Source organism: Exiguobacterium antarcticum DSM 14480 (genome assembly GCF_000685865.1).
In the GTDB taxonomy this organism is placed as follows: Bacteria; Bacillota; Bacilli; order Exiguobacteriales; family Exiguobacteriaceae; genus Exiguobacterium_A; species Exiguobacterium_A antarcticum.
Genome location: NZ_JMKS01000006.1, coordinates 218,373 through 244,180 on the forward strand (window position 1 = coordinate 218,373; position 25,808 = coordinate 244,180).

General features: G+C 49.3%; 31 protein-coding genes. 5 read left to right on the top strand and 26 right to left on the bottom strand.

Going from position 1 to position 25,808, the window contains the following annotated elements:
• Nucleotides 1-153: 153 nt before the first annotated feature.
• Entirely contained in the window at nucleotides 154-1,026 is an 873-nt protein-coding gene (locus P404_RS0116810) for an SDR family NAD(P)-dependent oxidoreductase (protein WP_014970464.1), read from the bottom strand.
• Between the two features lie 163 nt (nucleotides 1,027-1,189).
• On the opposite strand from P404_RS0116810, the gene P404_RS0116815 reads away from it, so the two are divergent.
• The gene (locus P404_RS0116815; protein ID WP_026831446.1) at nucleotides 1,190-2,653 is read left to right on the top strand and encodes a potassium/proton antiporter; all 1,464 of its coding nucleotides are present in this window, start codon (nucleotides 1,190-1,192) and stop codon (nucleotides 2,651-2,653) included.
• 42 nt (nucleotides 2,654-2,695) lie between these two features.
• Here P404_RS0116815 and P404_RS0116820 read toward each other — a convergent pair whose 3' ends face one another.
• Entirely contained in the window at nucleotides 2,696-3,895 is a 1,200-nt protein-coding gene (locus tag P404_RS0116820) for a hypothetical protein (RefSeq protein WP_026831447.1), read from the bottom strand.
• Between the two features lie 21 nt (nucleotides 3,896-3,916).
• Nucleotides 3,917-4,510: a hypothetical protein gene (locus P404_RS0116825; RefSeq protein ID WP_026831448.1), complete on the bottom strand. Its 594-nt coding sequence runs from the start codon at nucleotides 4,508-4,510 to the stop codon at nucleotides 3,917-3,919.
• Nucleotides 4,511-4,657: 147 nt separating this feature from the next.
• Between P404_RS0116825 and P404_RS18635 the strand changes: the two genes are divergently transcribed.
• Entirely contained in the window at nucleotides 4,658-4,816 is a 159-nt protein-coding gene (locus P404_RS18635; RefSeq protein WP_162833766.1) for a hypothetical protein, read from the top strand.
• Between the two features lie 47 nt (nucleotides 4,817-4,863).
• On the opposite strand, the gene P404_RS0116835 is transcribed toward P404_RS18635, so the two are convergent.
• From P404_RS0116835 to P404_RS0116850, 4 genes are all read right to left on the bottom strand, one after another.
• Nucleotides 4,864-5,652: a PP2C family serine/threonine-protein phosphatase gene (locus P404_RS0116835; RefSeq protein ID WP_014970470.1), complete on the bottom strand. Its 789-nt coding sequence runs from the start codon at nucleotides 5,650-5,652 to the stop codon at nucleotides 4,864-4,866.
• A 151-nt stretch (nucleotides 5,653-5,803) separates the two neighbouring features.
• Complete coding sequence (locus P404_RS0116840; protein ID WP_026831449.1) at nucleotides 5,804-6,739, bottom strand: alpha/beta hydrolase; 936 nt, start codon at nucleotides 6,737-6,739, stop codon at nucleotides 5,804-5,806.
• 21 nt (nucleotides 6,740-6,760) lie between these two features.
• A complete protein-coding gene (locus P404_RS0116845; protein ID WP_026831450.1) occupies nucleotides 6,761-8,230 on the bottom strand; it encodes a PH domain-containing protein in 1,470 nt (489 codons plus the stop codon).
• Nucleotides 8,227-8,730, bottom strand: a complete 504-nt coding sequence (locus tag P404_RS0116850) for a PH domain-containing protein (protein ID WP_026831451.1) — start codon at nucleotides 8,728-8,730, stop codon at nucleotides 8,227-8,229. Before P404_RS0116850 ends, P404_RS0116845 begins: the two co-directional genes overlap by 4 nt.
• Nucleotides 8,731-8,863: 133 nt before the next feature.
• Here P404_RS0116850 and P404_RS0116855 point away from each other — a divergent pair, with 133 nt between their 5' ends.
• Nucleotides 8,864-9,319 (top strand): hypothetical protein, encoded by a 456-nt coding sequence (locus P404_RS0116855; RefSeq protein WP_014970474.1) that lies wholly within the window; start codon nucleotides 8,864-8,866, stop codon nucleotides 9,317-9,319.
• 22 nt (nucleotides 9,320-9,341) lie between these two features.
• Here the strand turns inward: P404_RS0116855 and P404_RS0116860 are convergent, their stop codons facing one another.
• Nucleotides 9,342-9,776, bottom strand: coding sequence for a MarR family winged helix-turn-helix transcriptional regulator (locus P404_RS0116860; RefSeq protein ID WP_014970475.1), 435 nt, complete (start codon nucleotides 9,774-9,776; stop codon nucleotides 9,342-9,344).
• A gap of 105 nt (nucleotides 9,777-9,881) precedes the next feature.
• On the opposite strand from P404_RS0116860, the gene P404_RS0116865 reads away from it, so the two are divergent.
• Nucleotides 9,882-10,307 carry an organic hydroperoxide resistance protein gene (locus tag P404_RS0116865; RefSeq protein WP_014970476.1) on the top strand — a complete coding sequence of 142 codons (426 nt, stop codon included), beginning with the start codon at nucleotides 9,882-9,884 and terminating at the stop codon, nucleotides 10,305-10,307.
• 201 nt (nucleotides 10,308-10,508) lie between these two features.
• Here the strand turns inward: P404_RS0116865 and P404_RS0116870 are convergent, their stop codons facing one another.
• Nucleotides 10,509-11,648: a hypothetical protein gene (locus P404_RS0116870; protein ID WP_026831452.1), complete on the bottom strand. Its 1,140-nt coding sequence runs from the start codon at nucleotides 11,646-11,648 to the stop codon at nucleotides 10,509-10,511.
• Between the two features lie 320 nt (nucleotides 11,649-11,968).
• Here P404_RS0116870 and P404_RS0116875 point away from each other — a divergent pair, with 320 nt between their 5' ends.
• The gene (locus P404_RS0116875) at nucleotides 11,969-12,175 is read left to right on the top strand and encodes a hypothetical protein (protein WP_026831453.1); all 207 of its coding nucleotides are present in this window, start codon (nucleotides 11,969-11,971) and stop codon (nucleotides 12,173-12,175) included.
• 53 nt (nucleotides 12,176-12,228) lie between these two features.
• On the opposite strand, the gene P404_RS0116880 is transcribed toward P404_RS0116875, so the two are convergent.
• The 17 genes from P404_RS0116880 to P404_RS18540 all read right to left on the bottom strand — a co-directional run.
• On the bottom strand, nucleotides 12,229-12,483 hold the full coding sequence (locus P404_RS0116880) for a phage holin (protein ID WP_026831454.1): 255 nt from the start codon (nucleotides 12,481-12,483) through the stop codon (nucleotides 12,229-12,231).
• Nucleotides 12,480-13,172 carry a peptidoglycan recognition protein family protein gene (locus P404_RS17880; RefSeq protein ID WP_051590546.1) on the bottom strand — a complete coding sequence of 231 codons (693 nt, stop codon included), beginning with the start codon at nucleotides 13,170-13,172 and terminating at the stop codon, nucleotides 12,480-12,482. Before P404_RS17880 ends, P404_RS0116880 begins: the two co-directional genes overlap by 4 nt.
• A 17-nt stretch (nucleotides 13,173-13,189) precedes the next feature.
• On the bottom strand, nucleotides 13,190-13,606 hold the full coding sequence (locus P404_RS0116890) for a hypothetical protein (RefSeq protein WP_150111997.1): 417 nt from the start codon (nucleotides 13,604-13,606) through the stop codon (nucleotides 13,190-13,192).
• Between the two features lie 84 nt (nucleotides 13,607-13,690).
• A complete protein-coding gene (locus tag P404_RS0116895) occupies nucleotides 13,691-15,751 on the bottom strand; it encodes a DUF2190 family protein (RefSeq protein WP_026831456.1) in 2,061 nt (686 codons plus the stop codon).
• Nucleotides 15,751-15,885 carry a CD1375 family protein gene (locus tag P404_RS19025; protein WP_269077505.1) on the bottom strand — a complete coding sequence of 45 codons (135 nt, stop codon included), beginning with the start codon at nucleotides 15,883-15,885 and terminating at the stop codon, nucleotides 15,751-15,753. Before P404_RS19025 ends, P404_RS0116895 begins: the two co-directional genes overlap by 1 nt.
• On the bottom strand, nucleotides 15,886-16,245 hold the full coding sequence (locus tag P404_RS0116905; RefSeq protein ID WP_026831457.1) for a hypothetical protein: 360 nt from the start codon (nucleotides 16,243-16,245) through the stop codon (nucleotides 15,886-15,888).
• A 16-nt stretch (nucleotides 16,246-16,261) separates the two neighbouring features.
• Complete coding sequence (locus tag P404_RS0116910) at nucleotides 16,262-18,016, bottom strand: hypothetical protein (protein ID WP_026831458.1); 1,755 nt, start codon at nucleotides 18,014-18,016, stop codon at nucleotides 16,262-16,264.
• A complete protein-coding gene (locus tag P404_RS0116915) occupies nucleotides 18,013-18,705 on the bottom strand; it encodes a putative phage tail protein (RefSeq protein ID WP_026831459.1) in 693 nt (230 codons plus the stop codon). The genes P404_RS0116910 and P404_RS0116915 overlap by 4 nt, the downstream gene beginning before the upstream one ends.
• A complete protein-coding gene (locus P404_RS0116920; protein ID WP_026831460.1) occupies nucleotides 18,702-19,826 on the bottom strand; it encodes a baseplate J/gp47 family protein in 1,125 nt (374 codons plus the stop codon). Before P404_RS0116920 ends, P404_RS0116915 begins: the two co-directional genes overlap by 4 nt.
• Nucleotides 19,810-20,304 carry a GPW/gp25 family protein gene (locus P404_RS0116925; RefSeq protein ID WP_026831461.1) on the bottom strand — a complete coding sequence of 165 codons (495 nt, stop codon included), beginning with the start codon at nucleotides 20,302-20,304 and terminating at the stop codon, nucleotides 19,810-19,812. Before P404_RS0116925 ends, P404_RS0116920 begins: the two co-directional genes overlap by 17 nt.
• Before the next feature lie 11 nt (nucleotides 20,305-20,315).
• On the bottom strand, nucleotides 20,316-22,334 hold the full coding sequence (locus P404_RS18120; protein WP_051590547.1) for a M23 family metallopeptidase: 2,019 nt from the start codon (nucleotides 22,332-22,334) through the stop codon (nucleotides 20,316-20,318).
• On the bottom strand, nucleotides 22,331-22,576 hold the full coding sequence (locus P404_RS18455; protein ID WP_026831462.1) for a hypothetical protein: 246 nt from the start codon (nucleotides 22,574-22,576) through the stop codon (nucleotides 22,331-22,333). The genes P404_RS18120 and P404_RS18455 overlap by 4 nt, the downstream gene beginning before the upstream one ends.
• Before the next feature lie 10 nt (nucleotides 22,577-22,586).
• Nucleotides 22,587-23,126, bottom strand: coding sequence for a hypothetical protein (locus P404_RS0116940; RefSeq protein ID WP_026831463.1), 540 nt, complete (start codon nucleotides 23,124-23,126; stop codon nucleotides 22,587-22,589).
• The gene (locus P404_RS0116945) at nucleotides 23,123-24,850 is read right to left on the bottom strand and encodes a hypothetical protein (RefSeq protein ID WP_026831464.1); all 1,728 of its coding nucleotides are present in this window, start codon (nucleotides 24,848-24,850) and stop codon (nucleotides 23,123-23,125) included. Before P404_RS0116945 ends, P404_RS0116940 begins: the two co-directional genes overlap by 4 nt.
• Nucleotides 24,851-25,042 (bottom strand): hypothetical protein, encoded by a 192-nt coding sequence (locus P404_RS0116950; RefSeq protein ID WP_236624454.1) that lies wholly within the window; start codon nucleotides 25,040-25,042, stop codon nucleotides 24,851-24,853.
• A gap of 23 nt (nucleotides 25,043-25,065) precedes the next feature.
• A complete protein-coding gene (locus P404_RS0116955) occupies nucleotides 25,066-25,503 on the bottom strand; it encodes a hypothetical protein (RefSeq protein WP_026831466.1) in 438 nt (145 codons plus the stop codon).
• 54 nt (nucleotides 25,504-25,557) lie between these two features.
• Nucleotides 25,558-25,808: hypothetical protein (locus P404_RS18540; RefSeq protein ID WP_026831467.1), on the bottom strand; the 251-nt coding region annotated here is incomplete at its 5' end.

The following is a 25,808-nucleotide window of genomic DNA, read 5'->3' on the forward strand; positions in this document are numbered from 1 at the left end:
CGACCCAAAAAATCACAAAAACGCAACAGTTTGTGATTTTTTTCATATTTTAAAATTGTATAGTTGCATATCGTATAGTCAAAGGGTGATCAGACCCCCAGTCTGCACACCATTCATCTACCGACTTCCCACGAGTCGGTAGATTTTTTTGGTTTACGTCAAGCCAACCCACTGTTTGGACAGGTCCCGGGTCTGTTTGCGATAGATTTCGTCTTCTACGACCGGGTTACTGAGCCGCGGTGCCGAGTCGGCGTAATACCCCCCATTTTCTAACGCATCATCCGTCGTCGCTAGATACAGCGCGGTCTTCGCACCATATTCCGGCGTATACAGTTTCCCCGTCCAGTAACCGACTTGTGCAATGGGTTTTAAGACCGTTTTCAAGACTTTTCCGTATTTTCCCCGGTAGAACAAGTCTGTATTGACGATACCTGGATGGACACTGACGAATGTCGCACGATTTCCATATTGCTCGGCCAGCTCCCGCATGTGGACCATCTGTAACAGTTTGGATTCCCGGTACGACCGCATCGGATTGTATTGTTCTTTTTTGATATGTGCGATTGTTTCCAGTTCGATGTCCGTCCGAATCAAGCCCCCTTCTCCCGCAAGCGAGGAAATCGAGATGACGCGAGGGTCATGTCCTTGTTCAATCAAAGGCAACAGACGTTCAATCAAATAAAAGTGACTGAGATAATTGACTTGGAACTGCGATTCGAATCCGTCCTGTGTCACATGATACGGTGGAACCATGATTCCTGCGTTTAAGATCAGCCGGTCAATCCGGCCGATCCGATCATACAACAAATCTGCGAACCGCCGGACGGAATCGAGTTGGTCCAGTTGAACGATTTCAATTTCAAGATTCGTGTGGGAGACCGCATGTTCCCGTAATAATTGAACAAGCAAAGTCGCCTTTTTCTCCGAACGGACCGTCGCGATGACGCGGTCCCCTCGTTCCAGTAGCGCTTGAATCGTCACCATCCCCATACCGGAGTTTGCTCCTGTGACCACACAAATATTCATGTAAAGTGCCTCCTCATTTTAGATCAATCAAACCATATGCTACCTGTTTTCCTTTTTTTACGGATTTGTACACATATTCCGGCAAATTCTTTTTCCTGAAGTGGTGCAAAACAATGACGTATACTAAGAAAAAGACAACTTTCTAAGAAGGAAGTGAGTGCATGTGAACGAAGGGACGGTCCTGTTACTTGCCGGCATCTTACTGTTACTTGCCATCGTCACGACGAAATTTTCTGTTCGTCTCAATGTTCCGACACTGATCCTGTTTGTGTTCATCGGTATGCTCGCCGGAACCGACGTCACCGGTCTGATTGATTTTGCTGACTTTGAACAAGCCCGGTTGTTCGGTACGATCGCCCTCGTCATCATCCTGTTTGATGGGGGATTAAATACGAAATGGCCGAATTTCAAGACGGTCCTCCCAGCCGCCTTGTCGCTGGCGACGGTCGGGGTTCTCGTGACGACCGGAATCATCGCCCTGGTCGCCCATTATCTCCTCGACTTCAGTTGGCCCTTCGCCTTGTTGATCGGCGCGTTGATCGGGTCGACCGATGCCGCCGCCGTCTTTTCCTTACTCAATGGTCGACCGATCGATCAGAAGGTCAAACATACGCTCGAAGCGGAATCCGGAACCAATGATCCGATGGCCGTCTTCTTGACGATCCTCTTCACGGAATTTGCGTTAGACCCGGCTTCTTTTTCCCTGATCCAAGGCGTTCTGTCCTTGTTTTATGAAATGGGACTCGGACTAGCGATCGGACTCCTCATCGGTTGGGTGTTGACGACCTTGATGAACCGGATCCAACTTCAATCGTCGGCCCTGTACCCGACACTCTTGATCAGCGGTGCCTTGCTCTCTTACGGTGTCGCGACGAGTCTTCATGCCAGCGGGTTTTTAGCGGTCTACGTGACCGGGATCTGGCTCAGCAACCACGATTTGATTTACCGGGACATCCTCGTCCGTTTCAGTGGCAGTCTGTCTCACTTAGCCGAGGTCGGGATGTTCATCATGCTTGGTTTACTCGTTTTCCCGAAACAGTTACTTGATCCCTCTATGTTAGTCGTGTCCGGAATCATCGTCCTGACGCTGATTCTCATCGCCCGGCCGCTCGCCGTTTGGTTGTCGTTGTTGCCGTTTCGGTACAATTTCCGCGAACAAAGTGTCATCACGGCAGCCGGTCTACGGGGTGCCGTTCCGATCATATTAGCGACCTATCCGTTATCCAGTGGGTTACCGGATGCCTATCCCTTATTCAACATCGTCTTTTTTACCGTCATGACATCCGCTCTTCTGCAAGGGACGGCCTTACCGTGGATCGTCAAGCTGATGAAGCTCGACGCCAAACCGACGATCGACATCGAACCGTTGATTCAATTCATGACCGTCGCGAATCCGAATGCTGAAATCGTCGAAGTCAGTGTCCCTTCGTTTTGTCGAATCGACGGCAAAACACTTCAAGAGATTGAGATGCCACAAGATTTGTTGGTCGTCGCCGTCATAAGAGACGACGCCATTCTGACACCGCGTGGTCAGACCCGGCTGATCGGCGGCGATCAGTTATTGATTTTGACACCTAAACAATCCGAAGAACGGATCCGACAGCTGATTGCTTCGCTTGGGATATAAACAGCACAAAACGGACACCCGTTACGGTATCCGTTTTGTGGTTTAGCTGGACGAGACATCATCAGCCCGTTTGATGTGGACGATTCCCGGTGGTCGGTGCGGAAACGTAAACGTCAACCCGGCAAACTGACAGACATCGTTACTGTTTTGCGTTTGAGTAAGCCACTCGATCGGTTCGCGCCGAGCAAGACTGTGCCGGATCCGATTTTCGACTTGCTGCTGGGAAATTCCGTCGCAGTCAACGTCCGTCATGTACGTCGCTTCATCCGACTCGAATTGTTTCCAAATCCCTAAGATGAACTGACCGATGGCACTGACAGGTGTCCCCTCCGGTTCACCGGCTCCGACGGCTTGATCAAGTAAATGGATCGCTTCTGCCGACGTCTCACCAATGGCCAAAATTCGGCTCGAACCTTGCTGCATGATCCGGAATCGTTTTTGTCCATTCTCGAGCCAAAGGCGTTGAGCAAACGGATTGACGGGCACGCCATGGAAAAACGTCACCGTCCCCCGCCAAGCGAATCCAAACGATGGATCGTACTCGCGAATCGTTCTCATCGCCTGTTCCAAAAACGTCGAAATTTCTGTTTGTTCCAGCTGCAGTTGTTTCCTCATCTCCTCGTATTGCTCGAGAGGAACGGCAATCGGGATTCGGGTGAACAGTTCCCCTTCCGGCACGCGGTGTGGGGTTAACACCGTACCGTCAAACCGGTAATCACTTGCCGGACGACCTGTCCGACCGACTAAGACCTGCCACTTGTCCCCATCAGCCGCAAATGCATAGGTTTGATGGGCAAAGGACGGCGCGACGAACAGACCGGGGAATGGTTCGAACGTTTGGATCCGTAAAGCATCCCCTTCATTCCACTCCTCTTCGATGACACGTACGAGCTGTCCTGTCGGTGATGCAGGGTCCGTTAAGTACCGGCCGGTGTTACTATAAAATCCTAAAATCAGCTCACGTTCTTCTTCCTCAAACGTCATCATCGTCATCTGAAATAAGGACTGGACTTGGGCTTCCGCAAACAGATCGTCGACTTCTGCCGGATGATGCGATTCAATCGCAATCATCTGCCACCCCATTCGCTCATATAAATGGATGGTGATCGGGAAAAATAAGAAGGCACCATGTGTCGCCTCCAACTTCAGGATATCTTGCATGGCGAGTCGCTCGATCCGTAAATCAAAACCCATCTGTTCAAAATGATCTTGCAACCGTCGTTTCCAGTGCGTGAACTCCATCTGATTCCCTCCTTGTAGTGCTTAAGCGCGTTTTCGAAGTGGATTTTTAGACCAGTACAGATACAATCCGACTAAACCACTTACTCCGATCAGATAAGATGCGGGACCGCTGACTTGAATCAATACATCAGGATTCGGCACGAACGTAATCAGGACCGCTTTATAGGTCGCAAATAACAGGAAGCTGACAAGAAATTGGACCCAGACCCGTTTTTTGACGAGTCGGATTTTGGATGAGGTGATCAGGATGGACATCGCATCGATCAAGAACAAGGCGATGATCGAAAAGAGGATGTAATCCGCAAGCGCGAATTGAAAGACACCATCAATCCCTTCAATGAAGATGAACATCAGAATCGTTGAAACATAGTTCCGGGTCCATCGTTTTTGTGTTTCTACCCGTTTAAGTTCCGGGATTTCTGCAATCATCTGATCCAGACGTTCTTCCGGCGATTGGCCATGGACGGTTTCAAACGGCTTTTGGGACCGTTGGGCTTCGTACAAGTCTGCCTGAAGACGGCGTTCGATGTCGGTCCGTTCCGGTTCTTCGACATTCAGATTCAGTCGAGGTAACAGCGATTCTAAAATACGTGTGTTGGCTTTAGTAAGTTTCAAGCGAGATCCCCCTTTTTCATGTTTAAGTATACCGGTTTAACGGGAAAAAGTAATACTCGGAAGATGACGATTACTTGACGAATCACAAATGAATATTCAGAATAGTGAAAAAGGTTGGTTTCTTTTTAAAAAAAGGAGTGAAGTCAGATGCACCACACGTTGACCAATGCCACGTTGATTGCCTTATTAACCAGCGTCGGGATCGCTCTCCCGTTGACGCATTCAGAAAAAGAAGCGGATCCTGATCCGCTTCAACTGGAACCGACCCATCTACATGCTACCGACGAACTTCCCGACTCACAATAAAAGCATGACCCCCTTTCCAGTACGGACGGAAAAGACGGGTCATGCTTTTATTTAGCGTTGCCTGGTTCTGTAACGGTCTCATCGATGACGACTTCCCATGTCAACAGCGTCGTACTATCCCGAACCCCGTGTTGTTCAATCGTCGTCAGTAGGCTCTCGACTGCCGTCTCAGGTCTCTCAAATACGACTTCGACTTTTGCCGAGTCTTGGAACGGTGTGCCCGGGCATTCGATCAACCCATCCGTCGTCAAGAGAATCCGGTTGCCCCCTCGTCGCAACTCCCGTATGCCTCGTGTATAACACGGGACAGGCAAGTCAAACGTATTGACGCGACCGATCCATTCGAAGAATTGTCGTTCATTCAGTTTGAACTGACGGTGTTTCCTTAAATCCGGATGGAACAGATAGGCGACGACATCGCCGACCGATAACCACCAGACGTATTTTCCTTTTCGGACGAGAAACAGACATGCCGTCTCTCCTTGTACGTCGTGACACGCTGTCCGAAAGCTCTCTTCTTGTAGTAAGTCGAGGACTAGACGTTCCAATGAAAAAAACATGGTCGCCGGTTCCTCCCCCAGAATCTGTTCGATTACGATCCGATGTTTTGTAAACTGATCGACTACTAACGAAGCACTTTCTGCCGTATCGTGTGCATCCAGCAGCATCGTCCACTCCCAGTCCTGTCCGATCCAAATCAGACAGCCATCTTCATTTTTACTTTGTCCGGAACGACTGCACCCGCCAAACCGTCCGACGGTGATCGGACCAATGGATTCGATCGAGATATCGTCGACGAACGTATTTTCCGACCCGATCCACCTCAAATCGTTCATAAGTATCACCTGTCCCGTTATTTTTTGTGAAAGATGCGACTAGCGTAGCATACGCAAGCGGAATTGGTATATTTCCCCTACTTAAAATAAGGTCAATGCCAAAACGTGCCACACCTGACTGCAATCAAAGCAGCGAGGCGTGACACGTTCCTTAAGGTGCTTCTAAAAACGGTTGAACAAACAACCGGAGCCGCTTCTCATAATTTTCCGGATTGGTCGAGTATGTTTCTCCATGTCCTGCTCCCCGGACCGGATACAATTGTTTGATGCCCGGTTTCGCTTGGTACAGTTCATAAACCATCCGCGAAGGGACAATCGTATCGTCAGTGCCATGAATGAACAGGGCCGGTATCCGGATTTGACTCGTCTGACGGGTGACGGAGACGTCGCCGTAAAAGAAATCTTGTTGCATCTTATTAAAGATACTGGCAGCCGCAAGGGAGGGGCCCGCCGGATAGGATAGGTTTGCTTTCGCTAGCGCATGGAACCAGTCATCGAGACGCGCATAGGACCCTTCCGCAATGACGACCTTCACTTGTTTCGGGACGGTCGTTTCACCCGCTGCCAGCAGAGCCGTCGCACCTCCAACACCCACTCCGTGATAGAGGACATGCTGTGTTCCTGTTTCTTCGATCAACTGATTTGTCCAATTGATCAAATCCAATCGATCGATCCATCCGTAGTTCAACGTCCCTGTACTCGGTGCAATTCCCTGTCGTGCGGGGACGAAGACGTTATATCCCAGTTGTTCGTGATATAAACGGATCAGCGGATACGTAAGCGTTGATCCAAATCGTGTGTCGTCCGGGACGACGATGACCGTTTTTTCCGAAGCCTTCACGGCGGGTAGGTACTGCCCGACACGTGTCAGACCATCCGTCGTCCAGTTCTTTTGCTCGACGTCCTGACGTGCGAACCACCGTCCATCGGATGTTTCATCATTTGTCTTCTCTGTTTCGAATCCGGATACCAGGCCGGAGGCACCCGATTGTCCGGTTAAAGTCTGTTGCATCCGGTATCCGTCATACAGAATCAGACCAACGACACCAAGTACGATTATCAAGATGACGACTAACCATCTGCGCACGACGTACACTTCCTTCCGTCCCTAAGTTTCTTCAACATATTCGCCGTCTGATCGATCTGTCCCTGCTGACGGCGGAATCGGTTTAAGAAACGTCTGTTGATACCAACCTAAAACTTCGACGAATTCGGCCTGAGTGAAATACCCCGCCTGGAATACACTTGATCCACGAAGCGTGATCTGGAACTTCAAAATATCCTTCTCTTCCAGAAACCGCGACACTTGACTCGAAAAGGCTTCGATTTTCAGACGTGGCGCATAAATCGTTTCCCGATTGACGAGTTCCTTCCGTAAGACAAATAAATCGTTCTGATACCCATACCGTGTATTTTTGTACCCGGACCGGGCAAGGATGTAATACAGCGGCAGGAACAAAAATAAAATCAGACCCAAATAGCGGATGGACTCCGGTAACCAGTAAATGAGTGCCCCGTTCAAGACGGTCAACAAACTGGCATAACTTAAAAGCGGCCAACGAACGATATAAAAAAATCCACGGTCGACGGCACGTTTTTCTGGTGTGAGTTGTTTGAAACGCGGTAAAAATCGTTTCAAAAAGTGGTCGATATCCGCGACACGGATGAAGGGGTGTAACAATAGTTTTTCCTCTTCCCCACTTGCCGAGATGATATGCAGGGACAGGTGGGCCCGCTTGAACCGACGTTTGATCCAGTTTTCCTCGATGACGAGTGCCTGGACCTTGTCTTGATGAAACACGACTTCGGTCCGGTTCACCAATCCGTAACCAATCGTCATCCGTCGTTTATTTAACGTCGCCCGAAACGAACCATACCGCAGAACGAAAACAAGTATCGAGCCAACATAGATGAGGAAGAGGACAGCACCTCCGATGACAAGTAACAGTAACAAGGAGAGATGCAACAATTCATTGAAGACTTGACTGATGTATTGTTCGATGAAGCGATTGACGAATTGATAGACGGCCCCGACACCAACAAGCGCGAGACCCAGTCGTCCAGATAAGGCACCTGCAAACAAAAGATCCGTCAGACTGACCGTGTAGGTTTCGCCCGCCTCCTGTTCTAAAACGGGTTGGGTCGTCCCTGTCCCGATCGTCGACTTCAACTGTTTCGCGAAGTCGAGCCGGACTCCCTTCAACTCGACTTCCGGTTTGCCACTGTCAGACGAAGTCTCGACGGTCAAGGTCGCAAGACCCAGCAACCGCTCCAGCACGTTTTGATTGATACCAATCGATTCGATACGTTGGCGTTGGGTCGTCCGCTCACTTTTACGGAATACGCCTTTATTGACCCGGATCGATTGTTCATCGATCGTAAACGTATAAAAGTACCAGGAGACGATGCCGAAGAGTAAGATGACGAGACTGACAACGGCCACACCGATCATCGTATAAAAACCAAAACCGTCGTTTTTTAAATCGTTGAACAAGAGAACGGCAATCGGAATGACGAGTGACCGGAGATGGGTCAACGTGGCCATCAAGATGAACAGCGGATGGACACGTCGTGTCATAACGACTCCTCCTCTTGTTCTTCCAGTTTCGCAAAACGTTCGATCCGTTGTCTCAGTATCGCCGCTTGGGTGACCTCGAGTCCCGGTAACTCGATTTGTCCCGATGCAGTATGAACGTTCATATTCATCAAATTCAGACGACGTAAGATCGGACCGGACGACGTATCGATGATTTGGACTTTGACGAGCGGCGTGACGACGTGGCGCAACACTACGATTCCAAACTCGACGACTAAAAATTCGTCATCCACCCGGTACTTAAAATACCGTTGGCGGATGTCCGGGATATAAACAAACTGTAGTAAAAATAACATCAGTAAGATGGCGGCCACGATCCACATCCACCAGGGAGATAGATCGAGCCACTTGATTTGGACGAACGTGGCGACTCCGACGAGTAGCGTATAAATGGTATACTGGATACCGACGGATTGACGTTCGGCGGTTACCGAAGCACGTGGCAAGTGTTGCCAGTTTTCGGTCGGATGATTCGATTGCATAAAATCTCCTGCCTTTCGTTTTTCCATACGGGAGCAGACCCGTTGAAGTTTCAGCGCGATCAATCAGACATTGACATTTCCCTGCGAATCATCGCATATATAAAAGAGTAGAAATGTATTTCAAGGAGGAACCATGCTAACATTTGAAGAAAAATTAACTATTATTGAGACTTTCCCACAACTTGTCCGGAAAGAAGTGTCACTGAACCGTGTTAACTTCCATTTCCCTGAAAGCCAGTTCGAGAAAAAAATCGTCGTCTATCATCTTCATCCGAACGGAAACGGTTTTGTCTACGCAGCAGGATTACCCGGCTACGAAAAAGACCGGAAAGGTTTCGTCAACATCCGGGAATTCTCGGAGCCCGCTCTGATCCTCTTGCTTCAAGATGCGATCAAAGCTCTTGAAACGGTCGAGACGGTCGAAACGTTGGAAGAAACATGGATCAACGACAACCAATTCGAATTGACGTTGTTAAATGAAGACCTGGACACATGGTTGGTCTATGCCGGCGACTTGCTCGACGGAGCTTTTAATTCGTACAAAGAAGCAGCCAACTATCTGGAAGAAGAAGGCTTCCGCCGGAAATAAGGAAGGAACATGAACGGGACTGTTAATCAGTTCCGTTCATTTTTATCGTCAGCCGGTTTAACGTTTGTTTAACCAATTCAAAATCCTCTTCCGACACACCCAATAATTCTTTTAAGGCGAGCGGAATCTGTTCCGCTTCGTTGCGTAAGCTGTTTCCTTTTTCCGTCAATGTGATCTGGATGTGACGTTCGTCTGCCGGATTTTTGATACGCTCGATCAAACCCGATGCTTCCAGCTTTTTCAGCAACGGCGTTAATGTACCGGAGTCGAGGTGTAAACGTTCACCAACCGCCTTTAACGATTGTTGGTCTTTTTCCCATAACACCAGCATGACCAGATATTGCGGATACGTTAATCCAAGCGGTTCCAATAACGGGCGGTACCGTTTCGTGATTTCACGGGAAATCGCATAAAACGGAAAACAGAGTTGTTCCTCTAGTAATAAGGGATTCGACATAAAAAGCCTCCTTCAAGCAAAATAGTTGTATTCTTCATTAGATTGTATACAATCTAATTGTAAGCTACTTAAAAAAATAATGAAATGCGAAAGGACGTTATGATTATGAAACCGATGTTCACATCATCTGCAACAGCTGTAGGAGGACGCGATGGTCGCGTCGTATCAGAAGACGGTATCCTGGATGTTGCCCTCGCCATGCCTGTACCCGGATCAAAAAAAGAAGCGACAAACCCGGAGCAATTGTTTGCTGCTGGATACTCGGCTTGTTTTGATTCCGCGTTAAATCTTGTTGCTCGTAAACAAGGCATCAAACATGATGGAAGTGAAGTAACTGCCCACGTCACGTTAAACGAAGCGGCTGATGGGTTCACACTTTCCGTCGAACTTGATGTCCTCGTCCGTGGTGTCTCGGAAGAACAAGCTGCGGAACTCGGAAAAATCGCGCATACGGTTTGCCCTTACTCACGCGCAACAGCTGGAAACATTCAAGTCGATATCTTCACACGAACAACTGACGACGCAGAATAAGCATACCATTCTCCTCTTCTTTCTTGGTCGATTGGGCCAAAAAGGAAGAGGTTTTTCTTGTATTCCAGAAGTTATGAGGCATACTTATTCGATAGTTTTTGTTTTTCGATAAAATGCCTATGGTATATGAAATAAATAATGCCCGGATTTAAGAATCACACTGCTTGATTCACAGTGTGATCAGGTGATTTGTTCGTTTTTTTATTTGAGTTGTTTGACCGACAAGATGACGAGTTCGCCGGACACGATCATATAATACGCATCTTCGAATCGATGCCGGACGTTTTGTTCCCCGTCAAAGACCGTCACCATCGGCTCCGCGTCTTCCCCAATCGATTCATGCAGATAAAAGCGGTCGCGCAAGACACGTTCGAACGGTTCCCGGTCCAAGTAACGGGCACCGGTCCGGAGGTTCATCACTTCATGGTGCTGATCGGAACGTTCGTTGACGATGAAGATCGTCGACTCGACGTCGTCATACGTAATATCAAGCGGTTCATAGTCACTCCAGCGGATCCGTTCGTGTTCCGTGATGGCGGATTCATCTTTGATCTCATAAAACACCTCTTCGTTTAACCGTTCCGTATAGGCGCTAAAGACAAGGTTTCCGGTCTGTTCACCCAGATATTGCACCGTATCCCCTTCCCCCTCCAGCCGTAACAACGTCTGGAAGGACAGTCGTTCGACCCCTTGTTCGATCTCCGCGACGATCGTCGCAAGCGAGGCAATCAGCAGACTTTCCGAATGATCGATCGGATCTTCTGGTGAGATGACGCCACTCTCGAGCGCATCGTAAAACGAAAATTCATCGAGCCTTGCATTACAGACGATATAATCCGTCGCATCCAGCGTGACAAGGAAAAAATAGAGTTCGCGGTAATTCTCCGTTATCCCGTACAGCCGTTCATCCTTGATCACATGTTGTTGACGTGTTTCAACGTCGTACAAAAAAGCCGTCGTCGTCTGATCGACGTGTAACAACACCATATACCGGGCGTTCAGCACCCAGTAGAGCGTCAAATCCCCACCCAGTTGCCACGATGCGAGCTGTTCGCTTGTTCCGGAATGCAGATCAATCGCGAGCAACGACGTCTCGCCTCCTTCATTTCGGTCCTGCTCGTTGAGACAATAGACTTTTCCTTGTTTGACGAACGGTCGGGTCGGTCCATGATCCTGTAACGGTTCTGTCGTCAAATCCACTTGTTCCTGGTCTTCCAGGTCAAACCGACTGATATGAAACTGATCGCCGTCGAGTCGTCGCCGGAAATAGACCGTTGACGGTGTGACATGTAAAATATCCGAATGATCGGCGGGTAACGCCCGTGCGTCCAAGATTTCCATTCTAGCACCCCTCCCAGATGTTCTATTCTTTCTTTCCCACGAAGCGCAGTCCTTGAAACAGGGTCATCCCGTGCGTCCTGTGAAAACGAATGCTACAATACAGCTAGTAATAACATTCTTCTGTATGTAATAAGAGGGGATAAAAGATTTGTTGGGAACAGACGGTTTTCAGAACATGATTCAAGATTTGAACAGATAAAATAATGTGCATTTGACTGTGCAGGTGCATCTTGTGTGCAGATGCGGTGCAGTTTAACTCATACCCACACGGGGTATCATTAAGCATTGACCGTCGCACTGTTTACACAAGGGAGGGCATTATGAAAGTGATGCTGGTAAACAAGACGCAGATCGTGCTGTCGGGAGAGGTACCTGAGATCCTCGCCGCACTCGAACGTCTGACGAAAGGCTTGCAGGTCGATGTCCTCAAGCAGACGGAAACGCTGATGAAGCTCGACGTCACGCAAAGCAAAGAGAAGCGGGAACGCTTCGAGGAACAATTGAAGATGCAACTGGGAGTGTCCTGACGGGCACTCTTTTTGCGCAACAAAAAAAGCCCACCCGTGAGGGTAGGCGTGGGTTAAATATCTTTCAGTTTATTGTAGGCTTTCTTATCATCGAGTGCCTTCTGCATGCCCTGTGCTTCTGGTGTGACATTGTTATTCTTCCACCAAGCGGCAATGAGACCAATGACTCCGATCATGCCCGTGACAGCAGCGTCTACCTTTTCAGACTCGAATGGCAGAGGGTCGTACCCCATAGCAAGTAAAGTCGCGTTGAGGAAAGCATACAGCGGGATAGCGAGGCGGATAATTGCTACTGTTTTTTCATTCATACGCGTTCCACCTCGATTTTCTTTTTGTCCCCTTTTAATGCTTTCTCGACTTGCTCCAGAACGTTCTTATCTGAACCGTATGCACCAACTTGCTTCCCGTCGATCTTCACACGGTATATGTCGTCAGCTATAGGTTTCGCCGGTGCCGGTTTTGGCTTGGGTTTCACTTCCGCTTTCACCGGAGCCTTGTCACCCTTCTTGATTTCATTATATCGTTTTGCGATGGCCGCCTTGAACGCATCGCCACGTCCTTCGTCCAAGATACGGTGCGGACAGTTCTTGCCCGACCACTCTTGGTGGAACTTCACGTCTTCTGGTTCGAGTCCGAGTTGAATCAAGGCTTGCGCCGCATATTCGATTGCATTCGTTTCAGCTACCTTGTAACGTGCGCCACCACTCTTCGAGTAGCAGATTTCAATACCGATGGACGCCCGGTTTCCCTGTCCGTTTCCATCCCCTGCATGCCAAGCACTGCGATTGAACGGAATGATTTCGACGACTTCCTTATCATCGATGGCCACGTGGTAGGAAACCTGGTTGTTGTTCAACTTCATGTAGTTCGCTTCGCCCTGTGCTGCCGCGTCATTTGCGGTGTTGTGAATCGTGATGTATTTCGCCTTCATCGGGTATGGTGACTTCAACGGATATTTAGATGCCGGGAGAAAACTTGGTACGATCTTGTAAGCCATAGTGTAGCCTCCTATTTCTATTTGTAAAAAATGCCGATAAGTGCACCGGCTGCGGTGAGTGTAGGGACGAGGATAGCCGACCACTTGCCGATTGTTGCCCAGACACGGTCATGCCGCTTGTCCTGTACCTCGACGTTGAGCTTCTGTTCGGCATGTTGACGGCTTGCCTCGTTCTCGAAGGCGGTCGTGAGGGACGTGATAACCGTCTCCTGGGATTTAAAAAGCCCACGCGTCATTTCCTGTGAATCTCGGATGACCGATCGTGTTTCGCGAGAATTATCATTTAACGTGGATTCAATTTTGATTTGCGAACGTTCGACGGCGCTTAACTTGTCATTGATTGACGTGATGTCAAAGCGCATCTTTTCGTCCGATTGTTCGAGTGATGCAATCCTAAGACCATGATCTTGTACGGTCTGTACGATGGATTCCATGTTGTCCGCTCCTTCCAAGCGATGACCCCCTAGTGTGATTGAGTTGGATGTGAGGCAAAAGAAAAACGCCCTATGGCGTCAGGGTTAAAACTTTAATTTAATGAACCCATTTCGTGTGACGACTCCGATGTAGTCTCCTGTTGTCACTTTAGCAAGTGCTCCGTTTACGATACCAACCTTGTCACCTTTAGAAAGCGTAAGTCCCGTATCTGTAATCGTGAGGTACCCGCCGGTCTTAATGATCCCCTTCGCAGACGGCGCGATATCTTGCAAGGCAACGCCGATCATCAACGAAACGTCATTCGATCCAAGTCGTAAAACGACACTGCCATCGTTGTTGAACATGACAGGTGTACCTTTTGTGATGGTCGTCGTTTCTGCATTCTTGACCAGTTTTGTTCCTTCGTTGATCGTGTAGACTGGTTGCGATCCATCCGTCGCATCAATCAGAATCGGAATTTCTGAACATCCTGTCATGAAGAGATCATAGCGGCACCCGACTCCCGCTTCGTATTCTTCGAATTTCATCAAACCATCGATGTAACACCCTTCGAAATGCAATGCTTCCGTTTGACCACTATTTAGTGTGATGAAACGGATTCCGAAATAACCACCATTGTTGATGAATTTACAGTTCTTAAAACGATGGATTGTTGGTTTGGCGAAAGCCGTATTATTATGGCTACTGTAAGGAGCTTGTGAGTATTCCGTGATAAATTCACAGTCCTCAAACGTAAACTCCATACCGCTGAAGGAACCTTCTCCCCACGCTTGACTGTTTCCTAAACCTGCTAGTTTTTTAAACGTACAGTTCTTGAGATACTTCTTGGCATCTGGATAACCGTAGTCATCGTGAACCGTATACCGACAATTCCGCCCGATGACGGTTAAGTTTTCTAAGCCGCCGTTCCCTTGATAGGCGACCGGTGCAACACGTGCAATCGTCGCAGGAAGCCATGTTTCGGGAATTTCCATCTTCAGTATCGTCTTTTCTTTTTGTCCAGTGCCAACGATGCTGACGTAATCCGGGACAACAAATCCGACAAACGCCGTGTTTTCGATTTCCGCTTGGGTATACATGCTGAGTAAGTTGTACGTCCCTTCATCGAGTCGAAGTTCATACGGTTTTTCTTTTGATGGGGCGACTAAAGATTCCATTGCTGCTCGCAACGTTGGGAAATTAGAAACCTTCACAATCGTTTTATTGGATAGCAATTGTAGATTCAGCTTATCTGCATCTGTAAAATCATTCGTGGATAAACCTTTTCCGTTTTCTCTATCTACTTTCGACGCCAGAAATGTTTCGTTTAGATAAACTGGTGGCGTCAATTCCACTGTGCCATCAAACCAACTGTCTGTAAATTTCAAAAGAGTGTTCTCAAATTCCGCGAGTGCCGGTTCATTGCCGGCTCCGTAGAGGACGGTCAAATCGACGACGAACATTCTGCGGAATTTCACTTGATCATTGGCGACGTACCCACTGTTCGTTGGATGATAGAATCGGAAAGTTGTTGTGTTTATGGGAGTGACGACGCGCGAAATCTTGTTCCAAGCATTCGCAACAGGGACAATGCTGCTATCTACACCACCAAATGAAATGTAAGACGTATTCGCGCTTTTAGGGAAAATATCGCCTCTCACGTAATACTTGTGACCAACGACTGGTGTATGGACACTCGGTTGTTGAATCCGTGAGGATGAGACCAAACCGACAACCGTGTAAATCAATTCGTTGTTTGCTGCACTAAGCGTTCCATTCGAACCTGATACCGCATCCCAGAAGCTTGTATTTGTAAAATTACCGTTTGCGATCACATTCGTTGCAACTGTCGCGTTTTTTACAAGGGCCGTTTGATAGGAACCGCCAGCAATCCAACTTGAACCATTCCAGTAATTCCATTTGCCGTTATCAGAGGTGATATAAATGTTCGTGCTGCCACTTGGATATGCATCGGCTAAAGACTGGAGATTTGAAAATGTCCCACGTGGTGCTCCAGTCGACAAGGAAGAATAAAGCACTTCCAACCGTTGCATTTCAGACTTCAAAAGAGCATCTACACCCGTAGCGAGTGCATTGAAGTCACGCGGGATTTTTACACTAGACATCCCATTAAGTAGGGGTAAATTGTAGTTATTCGTCCCCATCACTCCGCCCCCAGTCGTTCCGCCACATACGGACGTAATTTCTCCGGCACGCTCTCAAGTGTCCGCATATTGGCGCGAATCAACTTCACGTACGCATCAATCAATTTCACTTCGAAGGCATTCAATTCTTCCACTCACACCACTCCGTTCATTTCGTATAACGTCACGAGCATGTCGAGCAGCATCAAGTTCTCGTCCTTGAGCGCCTTAATCTGTTCATCCCGCAACTCTTTCGCCGTCTTCGGTTTCGGCTTCGCTTCTTCTGCGAGTCCGTGTTCAAACAACGCCTCAAAGTTTTCCTGCACGTACCCAAGCAGATTGTCCCGGTCGACGATGGATAACTCAACTTCATCCCACTCGTAATAGGTGCGATCCAAATTCTCCTCATCATCCGCTTTCAAGACGACGTTCTGACGGAGACGGACCTTCGCCTCCCCATTCTCGACGCAACGGATCCACACGGGTTCCGGTGATGCATTCCCTCTGACTTTCATTCATCCACTCCCTTTCTTAATACGCGAGCCGGGCGCTGACCCGTGGATATTGCCCGACGCTGAACCATGTTGTTGCCGTGTTCATCCGGAAGATACCGGCAATGTAATCCTCTGACCCATCCCCACCGACGTGAACATTTGAACTCGCTGCATACGTTGCATAGTCATACAATCCGGAATTGGATGTCCCTTCAATCGTCTTCGGCAGGAAGCCTGCTTCACCCGCCGTGAAGATGTCTGATGTTTGCCCGATGACCTCCCCGACGAATGCAGTCTGAATCGTCGTTGTGTAACCCTGCCCCGTGTTGTTAAACGCACGGTTCCCAATCAAGTAGGCATTACCTGTCGTGATGAAAATGCCGTCCACGTAACGGCTCATGGCTCCAAAGACATCCTCGATGCCGCGGTAACTGACGACGGTGTCTGCACGGACAAATCGATTCGCAACCGTCTTGCCGTACGTGTTGTTGCCGTGAACAGCTGTTGCCCCGACCGTCAACTTGTTTTGGTTCTCAAATCCACCGTACGAGTTGTTCGTGTCTCCGATGCCGATGGCAGCCTGTGAGTTGAAGTTGGCGAACTCGACGAGGTAGAGCAGTTGAACTGCGCTGACGAGATGGAAGTCCTCGATGCCCCATCCGGCGCCATGCGACTGTGCCATGTCCCGGAACGTCCCGATATCGGTATAGTTGAGAGCGATGACGTTTGAGTAGGAAAAAAGCTTGTTCCCGACCTTCGAGCCAAGGAAAGCCCCGACGTAGCGTTTTTCGACCTCGTCTGCTCTGCCTGTGCCACGATCACGATAGAATGCCGGGTGAATCGTGAACCCTGCTGTCGGACCGTTGGCAATCCAGAACTCGTACCCGTCTGCCGTTTGCGTCTTCTTGTACCAGAACTTCGGAATCTCGACCATGACGTTGCCTTTTGTCCCGTCGTGCGCGAACGTCGGATCGCCTTGATAAGACGTGACGGTCCCGTTTGCCGCGAGGTTACAACGACGCATGCCGCCCCATGGATAGACATTGTTGAAATCACTCGTCTTGACACCTTCTGCCGTCGAGACATTCCGTCCGACCGCATCCCCTAAGCGCGTGACTTGTCCCGTCGTCTTGTTCCACGCAAGACCAAACGAGAGGACTGATTGTGGGGTTGCCTTGACCCGGTTCGTCGTATTGCCATTCGTGTTTTGTGCAGCATCACTCGGGAACAACTGATAAAAGTATTCCAGTCCGTTCGTCAGCCCGTTATCGACATAACCATTCACTTTGTACTGATCACGTACCGTTGAAGTGACAATGGTCGTTCCGTCGTTGGCATTGGCAGGATAACTCCCAAGTTTGCGAACAACCCGTGTGGCGAACCAATCAGGATCAACCGGGTCTCCCCATTTCACGGTGACGGATCCACTGGCTGTATCTGCCGCAAGACCTGTGACGTTGCCCGGAGGCGTTCGGTCGATATTCGTCTGGACGTTGCGCCATCGGTTGATGATGCTGTCGAATTTGAGCGTGTCGTTGTCTTGCAGGTTCGTGATTTGCACTTCCTTGTCGCCGATCTTGTAGGCAGGTAGTTGCGCTGTTCCGACTCGACCGTCTGGACCAAGTCCGGCGTAGCCATTCGGCTTGTTCCGGTTCGTCTTACGCTCCGTCTTCTCGAACTCTTCCGTCAACTTGGCATCCAGTTCTTCCGCCAGTCGGTTATGATCACCAACGACATCAGCCGGCAGTGAGTCATCGAGCTTCGTCAGTTGATAGTTGGATGTTTTGCTCATGTGTTGTCCTCCTTGCGTGTGAGTTGTTCATACGTCAGCCCACTCGCTTCGAGGGCGTCATATGTCGTGTAGCGCGCTTCTGCTTCGTCATACGTGTCGTAGTCGAGCTTGCGGACGAGCAATTGCTTGTACGTGAGGTTCGCCGCTTTGAGTTCGGCGTAATCATCGAAGTAGTTCTTGACCGTGTGATACGTCGTGAACTTGAATTTGTAGACGATGGCATAGTACGCCGGAATGTCCCGTGCCAAGGCTTGTTGCACGTCCTCGATGCGCTCCGGTATGCCGTAGGTATCGCGGAATTCAATCGTATAGATGAAGTTGTCGTAATCGATTTCAATGTCGACGAGACCGCCCGTGAACACGCCTGCCTGCTTCTCGAGGTCCTCGATGGTCAAGGCTTTCCCACCCCGCATTGCGGCTCGCAAACGGGAACGTCGGGCGTCCAAGGAACGGGCAATGCCATCCCGGAGTCCGTAGAAGTCTTCCTTCAAAGAAAGACCCCAATCCGTCGCCGTCTCAATGAGCAGCTCCGAATAGAGGTACCGGTCAATCGTCTCCTGTTGTTGGCTGAGCGCATGTGCCCCGGCGAGGAAGATGCTGTTCATGTCGAGGTGTTCGCGCCAGTAGTCCGCGCTCATGTCGAGAAATTCCTGCTGCATGTCGCGTGCTAAGGGTGTGACGAGGATCATGTCAACGTCACCGTCCCGAGTGTCGCGATTTCCTTTGTGCCCGGCGTGATGTTTGCCGTCCCACCATTGACGAGCAGATTCTCGACGTCGACCATGCCCGGTTGGTCAATCAGCAGGTTGAACAGCTGGGCATACCGGATCACGTCACCCGAAAAGGCCCGCTCGGCCAGGTAATCCTGCAGCGCTTGTTCAAACGCGACTTCGGCATCCGCAAATACGGCGTCCGTTTCGATCGTGATGTTGGCCTCAATGGAGATCGGTAAGGGAGTCGGGGCGAACACGAGGTTATTCGCAATCAGCGCTCCCTTGGCACTGACCTTGGCTTGGGCTTCCGCGACCTGTTCTGCTGTCGGCATGCCTTCTTTTGACGCAACGAGGACTGTGACGCTACCCGGCGTTGGATCCGCTCGGAAGACCTTCGCCTTCGTGATGCCCGTCGCTTCAAGGGCCCACGCTTCGTAATCGTCGAGGTTGCCGGCACCGGATAGGTTTCGGGCGACGAGCCGCATCCGGGCTTTGAGGTCGTCGTCGGACTCTTGATCAACGCCTTGCACGATGGCTTCTTCATTCTTGACGGTCACGATATCCCGGAAGTCACCGTCGACCGTGTTGATGGCACCGCGTACCGGATTGTACAAAATGCCGATATCCGCCGCGGTTGCCGTCGTACTGGCTGTACCAGGAATTAGGTAGTCCGGGTCCGGCTGTTCTTCCGGCGGTATCAGTTCAACATCGGTATCGAGCAGGTATTGCAGACCGGATTCGGTATACAAAAAAGTCCCTTGTGGCACCGTCACTGCGTAATTAGCAGATAGGGTCACAGGGACTTTCGCTTTGACACCGGGCTTGCGCCCTTCGTTTAGGACATCTTTTGCATGTTCATCTAGAAATCCGCCGTATGACAACTGAGGAATTGCGGCTCTGATTCCAAACCGTACATCGTTTGCAATGTTCGCCGCTACACTCGCAACCGGTCGAGTAGCGTCCCAAATGGGTTCACCTACTTCAGTCATTGCTTTTGAATCATTCTCCTCAACTACTCGAAGCATTTCTTCGTGGACTTCATCTGAAGTCACATACAACATCTCTAACTCAGGATTGATTTCATATTCCGAGTCCATCTATACTCACCTCTTCCGTCGTTCCGTTATTCGGCGTGATATAAAAGCTGAACGAGATCTTGTCGCCATCGAGTTTGACGTTTCCAACTTCAATCGATTGCACGTCCGGTAATTCAATTACTGCGAGTTCACAGTATGCTTGAATTTCGTTTTCAATTGCCTCGACGTTCGGAAATGCCTTGTTAACCATCGTATATAAGTACGAGCCGTAAAAATCAGTCTCAACATCGTTCAGCGTCGTGATTTTCGGATATACATCAACTTGTCCGCGCGCTGTAACCATATACTTTGCCGCTCGATGAACGGTAGCTAAGTCTCCATCTACTTTTCCGCTGAAGCGCCCTGTCCGCCAATCAATAGACCAGGTAGTCGTCCGTGCCTCTACATTAATATCTTGACCTGTCACGACGTTTAGCTCACTATCTTCATCCTCAATGTCGAGCAACATTTCATCAAACACGTCGTATTCGTCTGCCATATCACACCTCCTTAGAAATCAAAGAATTTTTCGGGGTCCACTTTATTCGTAATGCCCTGAGCCCACACTGGATCACACACTTCGAAATGAAGGTGTGGTCTATCTGACCATCCTGTATTACCGACAACACCAATTTGTTCACCAGTTTTGACGTAGGAACCCGCTTTATGAGGAGACATCGTATTCATATGCGCATAAACAAATTGTTTTTCCCCACCACCGAGTGCCCCTTGCGCGATAATGCACCATCCGTAACTATTTGAGTAATAGTTTCTCAGGATAAGCAAATTTGTTACCGCCTGAAGTGGTGTTCCTATATCAGCAAGTAGATCAATACCGGCATGCGGTACAGTTCCAGTAATGTAGTGAACAATCGTTCTAAAACGATAAGCACCAACAGTGTATGCATATTTCTTTTTGTCAATTGGAAGCACAGAGCCTTTTATTGCTACCGGTTGTTCGTCCCCAAACTCACTGTTCGAAGGTGGACTATACTCCGGTTCGGGCGTTTGATCGTATTTCGAGAGCGTGAGGTTCATCTTGTGGCCATACTGATCCAACGTGTGCCGATGGTCTTTGATGTACCAAGTCCCTTTGGCTGTTGCAATCGTCGTATCAAACTTGACCTTGCGTCCGGCCAAACCGACGACGTGACCCGGCAAAGCGACACTGACAGTTCGTTCTTCCCGCATGAGCGTCTCACGTAATTTCATGACGGCATTTGCCATTTCTTCTTTTGAAGCGTGCTTGCCGGAAGCCGTTTTCACGATGACACCTAGCTTTGTACCTAATCCGAAGTTGTTGATATCTTCATACGATATTTTTCCTTTGTTTTTGTCTGGCTTCGCGTCACCGCCTGCTGGAAGTTTGTCGGGATCCGTAATTAGTGAATCGGGATCGCCACCAAATCCGGCATATATGGTTTCTGCCAGTTTTTTGTATGCCAGCGCTTCCGCTGTTTGAAGATATCCGAACCAGAAATGTGCCATTTCCCCGACGCTCATTTTGACGCCTTTATTTTTAGCGGCCGCTCCTTTTTCATTCAGGAAGATATCCGCTGCTTTCTGCATGTTATATTCACCATTCAGCAAGCGATTAGCGTCCACTGGTGTGTCGACGGCACCCGGAATGATTTGGAACAGTCCGTACGCTTGCCCGTATCGAGTAGGCGGACCGATGGCTAACTCGTCACCAGCGGACTCGATGGTCATGATGGTCTTTAAAAACAAAGGATCGATACTTTTTTCCTTGCCTACCTTGACCATTAAGTCATTCCATTTGTCTGTCTTAGCGATTGAATTACCCAGTCCTTGGCGGGTACCTACTGTGTCGGGACCTTTATAATCCGCAGCCGTTTTCAAGGAGCTCGAGGTATCCGATGTCCCAGTCGCCTTCGCGCCTGATTCAATTTCGCCAGTATATTCGATTACTGTATACGTGTTTTGCGCATCAATCGTCGTCCGCACTTCAGAGGCACTGTCTTTCGCGATGATGACCCCGTCCATCGCTCCACGCTCTCTCAGTTCCAACCGTCCAGCTTTCGAACGGATGTAATAGCGTTTACCGGTCTCGACTCGTTCCATTGCCATCACCGTCTGTAAAATCGCCTGCCTCGTTTCACCCACGAACTCCAGCCCGAAATAGTTTTTCTTCGTCTTGGCGACGTAACCGACCTTTTGCCCGATTTCTTCAACCAACCGAACGAATAACTTCTCGAGCGTGATTTCCTGTGAGACGACGGTCGCTTCACTCCGAAACAGATAGTAGGCATTGTCATGACACGTCAATGAGACGCTACTGTCGCCATTCCGTTCACATTTGAAAACGCGTCCCTCAAATAGGAGTTTTTTCGTCGTGGTGTAGACGCGCACTCGTTCCCCGGTGTCGTACGGAACACCTGCTGAACCACTGATCTCAATCGTTGCCGTCTGATAGAAGTTATCGACGCCACCGGCGATATCGACGCGTGACACGTAAGGGGTGATCGTATACCGTTTCTTTTTTCTGCGGTGATAATAATAGACATTCATCCGAAACGTACCAAGACATAATACCGGTTGATGACCCGGTCGTGCAGCATGAGTACACGTTCGCCCTCTTTCACTTTCTTGACGATGTCCGCATTCCATTTGGCCCCTTTGATGCTGTCGGAGGAACCGTCCGGTCGCACTTCGAGTGGCGACAACTTCGTGACCGTCCCTTCGAGTGTTCGCGTCGGCGCTTTCGGTGCCTTCTGATGAATGACGCTTAAAATCTCTTCAGCTGCTCCCATTCGATCCCTCCTATTTCACCGTGATGGTTTTGACTTTCGGTTTGCGTTCCTGATGAATCTGCATCGTATAGACGATGTCATGCGTCCCTGGCTCGTATCCCCATTCAAAACTTCGAATGTTCCCCCAAATCGCTCGTTTCATCGCCGGTATCTTAATCAGCAGGCGACTCTCATTTTCCTGTCGATCCTCGAACCATTTGGCGAGTGTGACCGGGTTTTCATAACCGGTTTGCGAAAATTCATACTTGTGGCCGGGGAAATAGGACTGAATCGGGAAGGAAATCGAACTGAGCGCCCCTGTACGGGTGTGCGTCCGGCGTTCGAGTGTCCCGACATCTTCATAGCTTCGCGAGCGTGAAAAAGGTAATGACTCAGGAAGAATAGGAATCTTCTTGGTCATCACCTTATTGACGGTCACCTTTTTATTTTTGTAGACGTAGACCGTGACGTAACGGCCGTTGACTTTACGCTTCTCCGCTACCTTGACCCGCTTCGTCTGCGTGCCGGTGTAATGGAGTTCAAAGTAAATATCGATTGGACTCTTACTCATGTTTTTGCCCCCGCTAACGTCAACTCACGCGCAAATCGAACCATCAATCGTTCAATATCGGCTTCTTCTCGAATCGTGACGCCATTCATGTTGACTGTGATGGATGGGTTGTTTGACATCGCCGAGTTGTTGATCGTGCTTGTATTCTCGCTGCGTGTGACGACCCGCTCTCCTTCGTGCAATGTCGCGAGGTAGCCGTCATACGGTACATAATCAATTCCATTGGCGTGACTGCCATCCGGTTTCTTTGCTTCTGACGGGAACCCTTCCATTACCCATTTGAGAAGTCCACGTCCACCTTTCGCACCTTCGGGCATCCAAAGAGCACCATCTACTTGTTTTTGTAGTCCACCTTCTTGCGCGATTCCCGTGATTTTACCCATCTTGTCGCCCCACTTGTCGAGTTCGATGAGTCCTTCCCGCATCTTATCGATTTTCTTGGCGATGCCAGACAGTGTATCCCCGAAGTTTTTGAATGTATCTGTCGGTTTCTTCAAATCGCCACCTGTTAGAATCGTGACCATCGTCATAAATGTTTTGCCGGTGGATTTCAGAATTTTTTCGAGTCCGTCAAACGTACTACTGGACCACTCCGTGATATCTTTCCATGTAACCTCCACACCGTCACCTAAACCAAAGACATCGTGCAAGAATCCTTGGAATTTACCGCTCATCGTACTCGTGAACTCATCCATGCCTTTTTGGTCCGCGAACAGACTGTTTACACTCTTCATCGCCGGTCGGATTTCATCTAGCATCCCCTTACCCATCGTGGCAAAGATACCTTGCGTATTCGATTTCAACTTTTCCCATTGTCCCATCGTTGATTCGTTGATTTCTTTCACATATTCCGAAGTGAAACCTTGACTGCTGAGTAACTGATCCACCGCTTCAAGGTTCGTCAGCCAGTCATTGCTGGCGCTAACGCCCGCTGCCGATAAGGTGGAGCGCGACATATTGAATCGTTCCGCAATCGACGTCATATCACCGGACATGACCTCACTGATGGCAACCTTTGCCCCTTCCATCCCACCGCCCATTGCTTCGGACGGGTTTTTCGTGGCGAGTCGTTCGGTGATGGCAATTCCTTGGGCAATCTGTTCCGGGTCCTTCGTGCTGTTCAAGAACATCTGCGCCGTGTCCATGAACGGTTGATCCGCAAACATCGATTCCATTCCGGCCGCTTTCGTTTGGTCGTAGATGGTCTTCCCAAGCTCCGGACTACCACTTAATCCCTCGATACTCATCTGCGTCATCTCTGCGGTCATGGCGGGTTGAATCATTCCATCGATGATACCTTTCGTTGCAAGTCCTGCCAGCGCAACGCCTGCCAATCCTGCCGCCGCCGTGATGCCGCCGAGAATCCCCGTGACACCCGCAAGTCCGGTCGTCAGTCGACCGATGGAGTTTGATCCTTCTGCCCCGATGCGTGTCAGACCGGCACCCATCCGAGAGAGGAACCCGCCGGAGCGGTCCATCTCGCTGTTCGTGTCTTTGAGCAGGTCTTTCGTCTTGAGGAACCGTCCATTGACGTCACGCAGGCGCCCGTTGGCGTCCCGGTAGGCTCCCTCTAAACGTTTTGCTTCCTTTGCCGCTTCGCTCGTCTCTTTCGCCAACTCGTCCATGCCTCGAGAGGTACTTTTCGCGGCTTTTTCGATTTCGCTCATGCGGCTCGATGCCATGTCCTTTGCGTCGAACACGACCGTATACCGTTTTTCCGCCATTTACATCACCCTCCCGATTCCATGTTTGAGTCGTTCCTGTTCTTCTTCCAGTTGGACCATCAACGAGTTGTAGGCATATCGCTTCTGTCCGTCGGTCCAGTTGTATACATCGTGTGGAGGGATGCCGTGCAGTCGGAAGATATGGTGAAGCAGGAAGTCTTCCGTGATTGGTTCCCCTTCAATCCGTGTCATTCCGTCTGGACGCAACCCTCGCATTAGTTTTTTAGTTCTTTATCCTCTTTTTTTACTTTTTCTTTCGGGATAAAGCCGAGACATTCCATGGCTGCCGCTTGGATTACCTTTTCTTCTGCAAACGTAATAACTTGTTTAACCGCTTCAACCGCATCGAATGTCGTATCTAATTCGAGTGCCTCATACAGTTCACCATTGAACACAAGTTCTTCGTTGTGATCATGAAGGCTTTTTACCACGACTAGTGCATCAATCCGGTCACTACGTAACTTTTCCGAAACCGGAAGCTCTTTGTCACCATGTTTAACCGGCCGTGATGCTTCGTCGAGGATTTCTTTATACTTTTCGGAAGAAATTTTAACGAAAAACGGCGTATCCGCGAGACCTTTTAGATCGACCTCAATTTTCATTTCTTCTTCTTTGCGTTTGAGTAGCTTTTCGATTAGTGATTGGTTTGCCATTATGTTGTGCCTCCTCTTGGATTAAGTAAAAAGAGAGCGGTCACCCGCCCTCCGTCATCGATTGTCGCCGTTCTTGATTTTCAAACCTGTCGCAACGAATGCGAATTCTTTGTTGGCGGTTTCACCAACCTGCCAGTTCGCAATGTCACCATTTGTTAATTTAATATTTTGAATAGCGTAAGAGAAACGTTCACCAGACTCCCCATCGACGATTTCCGCGATGATATCGAGTCGGTCTTGACCGCGGAATTCTGTACCACTCAAAATCATCTTTTGGAGGTATTGTGAGTATTCAAGCGCGCCGA

Coding starts and splice junctions, on each gene's coding strand:
- P404_RS0116810 (WP_014970464.1), bottom strand. CDS start 1,026: ATGAATATTTGTGTGGTCACAGGAGCAAACTCCGGTATGGGGATGGTG.
- P404_RS0116820 (WP_026831447.1), bottom strand. CDS start 3,895: ATGGAGTTCACGCACTGGAAACGACGGTTGCAAGATCATTTTGAACAG.
- P404_RS18635 (WP_162833766.1), top strand. CDS start 4,658: ATGCACCACACGTTGACCAATGCCACGTTGATTGCCTTATTAACCAGC.
- P404_RS0116835 (WP_014970470.1), bottom strand. CDS start 5,652: ATGAACGATTTGAGGTGGATCGGGTCGGAAAATACGTTCGTCGACGAT.
- P404_RS0116845 (WP_026831450.1), bottom strand. CDS start 8,230: ATGACACGACGTGTCCATCCGCTGTTCATCTTGATGGCCACGTTGACC.
- P404_RS0116850 (WP_026831451.1), bottom strand. CDS start 8,730: ATGCAATCGAATCATCCGACCGAAAACTGGCAACACTTGCCACGTGCT.
- P404_RS0116855 (WP_014970474.1), top strand. CDS start 8,864: ATGCTAACATTTGAAGAAAAATTAACTATTATTGAGACTTTCCCACAA.
- P404_RS0116860 (WP_014970475.1), bottom strand. CDS start 9,776: ATGTCGAATCCCTTATTACTAGAGGAACAACTCTGTTTTCCGTTTTAT.
- P404_RS0116865 (WP_014970476.1), top strand. CDS start 9,882: ATGAAACCGATGTTCACATCATCTGCAACAGCTGTAGGAGGACGCGAT.
- P404_RS0116870 (WP_026831452.1), bottom strand. CDS start 11,648: ATGGAAATCTTGGACGCACGGGCGTTACCCGCCGATCATTCGGATATT.
- P404_RS0116875 (WP_026831453.1), top strand. CDS start 11,969: ATGAAAGTGATGCTGGTAAACAAGACGCAGATCGTGCTGTCGGGAGAG.
- P404_RS0116880 (WP_026831454.1), bottom strand. CDS start 12,483: ATGAATGAAAAAACAGTAGCAATTATCCGCCTCGCTATCCCGCTGTAT.
- P404_RS17880 (WP_051590546.1), bottom strand. CDS start 13,172: ATGGCTTACAAGATCGTACCAAGTTTTCTCCCGGCATCTAAATATCCG.
- P404_RS0116890 (WP_150111997.1), bottom strand. CDS start 13,606: ATGGAATCCATCGTACAGACCGTACAAGATCATGGTCTTAGGATTGCA.
- P404_RS0116895 (WP_026831456.1), bottom strand. CDS start 15,751: ATGGGGACGAATAACTACAATTTACCCCTACTTAATGGGATGTCTAGT.
- P404_RS0116905 (WP_026831457.1), bottom strand. CDS start 16,245: ATGAAAGTCAGAGGGAATGCATCACCGGAACCCGTGTGGATCCGTTGC.
- P404_RS0116910 (WP_026831458.1), bottom strand. CDS start 18,016: ATGAGCAAAACATCCAACTATCAACTGACGAAGCTCGATGACTCACTG.
- P404_RS0116915 (WP_026831459.1), bottom strand. CDS start 18,705: ATGATCCTCGTCACACCCTTAGCACGCGACATGCAGCAGGAATTTCTC.
- P404_RS0116920 (WP_026831460.1), bottom strand. CDS start 19,826: ATGGACTCGGAATATGAAATCAATCCTGAGTTAGAGATGTTGTATGTG.
- P404_RS0116925 (WP_026831461.1), bottom strand. CDS start 20,304: ATGGCAGACGAATACGACGTGTTTGATGAAATGTTGCTCGACATTGAG.
- P404_RS18120 (WP_051590547.1), bottom strand. CDS start 22,334: ATGAATGTCTATTATTATCACCGCAGAAAAAAGAAACGGTATACGATC.
- P404_RS18455 (WP_026831462.1), bottom strand. CDS start 22,576: ATGGGAGCAGCTGAAGAGATTTTAAGCGTCATTCATCAGAAGGCACCG.
- P404_RS0116940 (WP_026831463.1), bottom strand. CDS start 23,126: ATGAGTAAGAGTCCAATCGATATTTACTTTGAACTCCATTACACCGGC.
- P404_RS0116945 (WP_026831464.1), bottom strand. CDS start 24,850: ATGGCGGAAAAACGGTATACGGTCGTGTTCGACGCAAAGGACATGGCA.
- P404_RS0116950 (WP_236624454.1), bottom strand. CDS start 25,042: ATGACACGGATTGAAGGGGAACCAATCACGGAAGACTTCCTGCTTCAC.
- P404_RS0116955 (WP_026831466.1), bottom strand. CDS start 25,503: ATGGCAAACCAATCACTAATCGAAAAGCTACTCAAACGCAAAGAAGAA.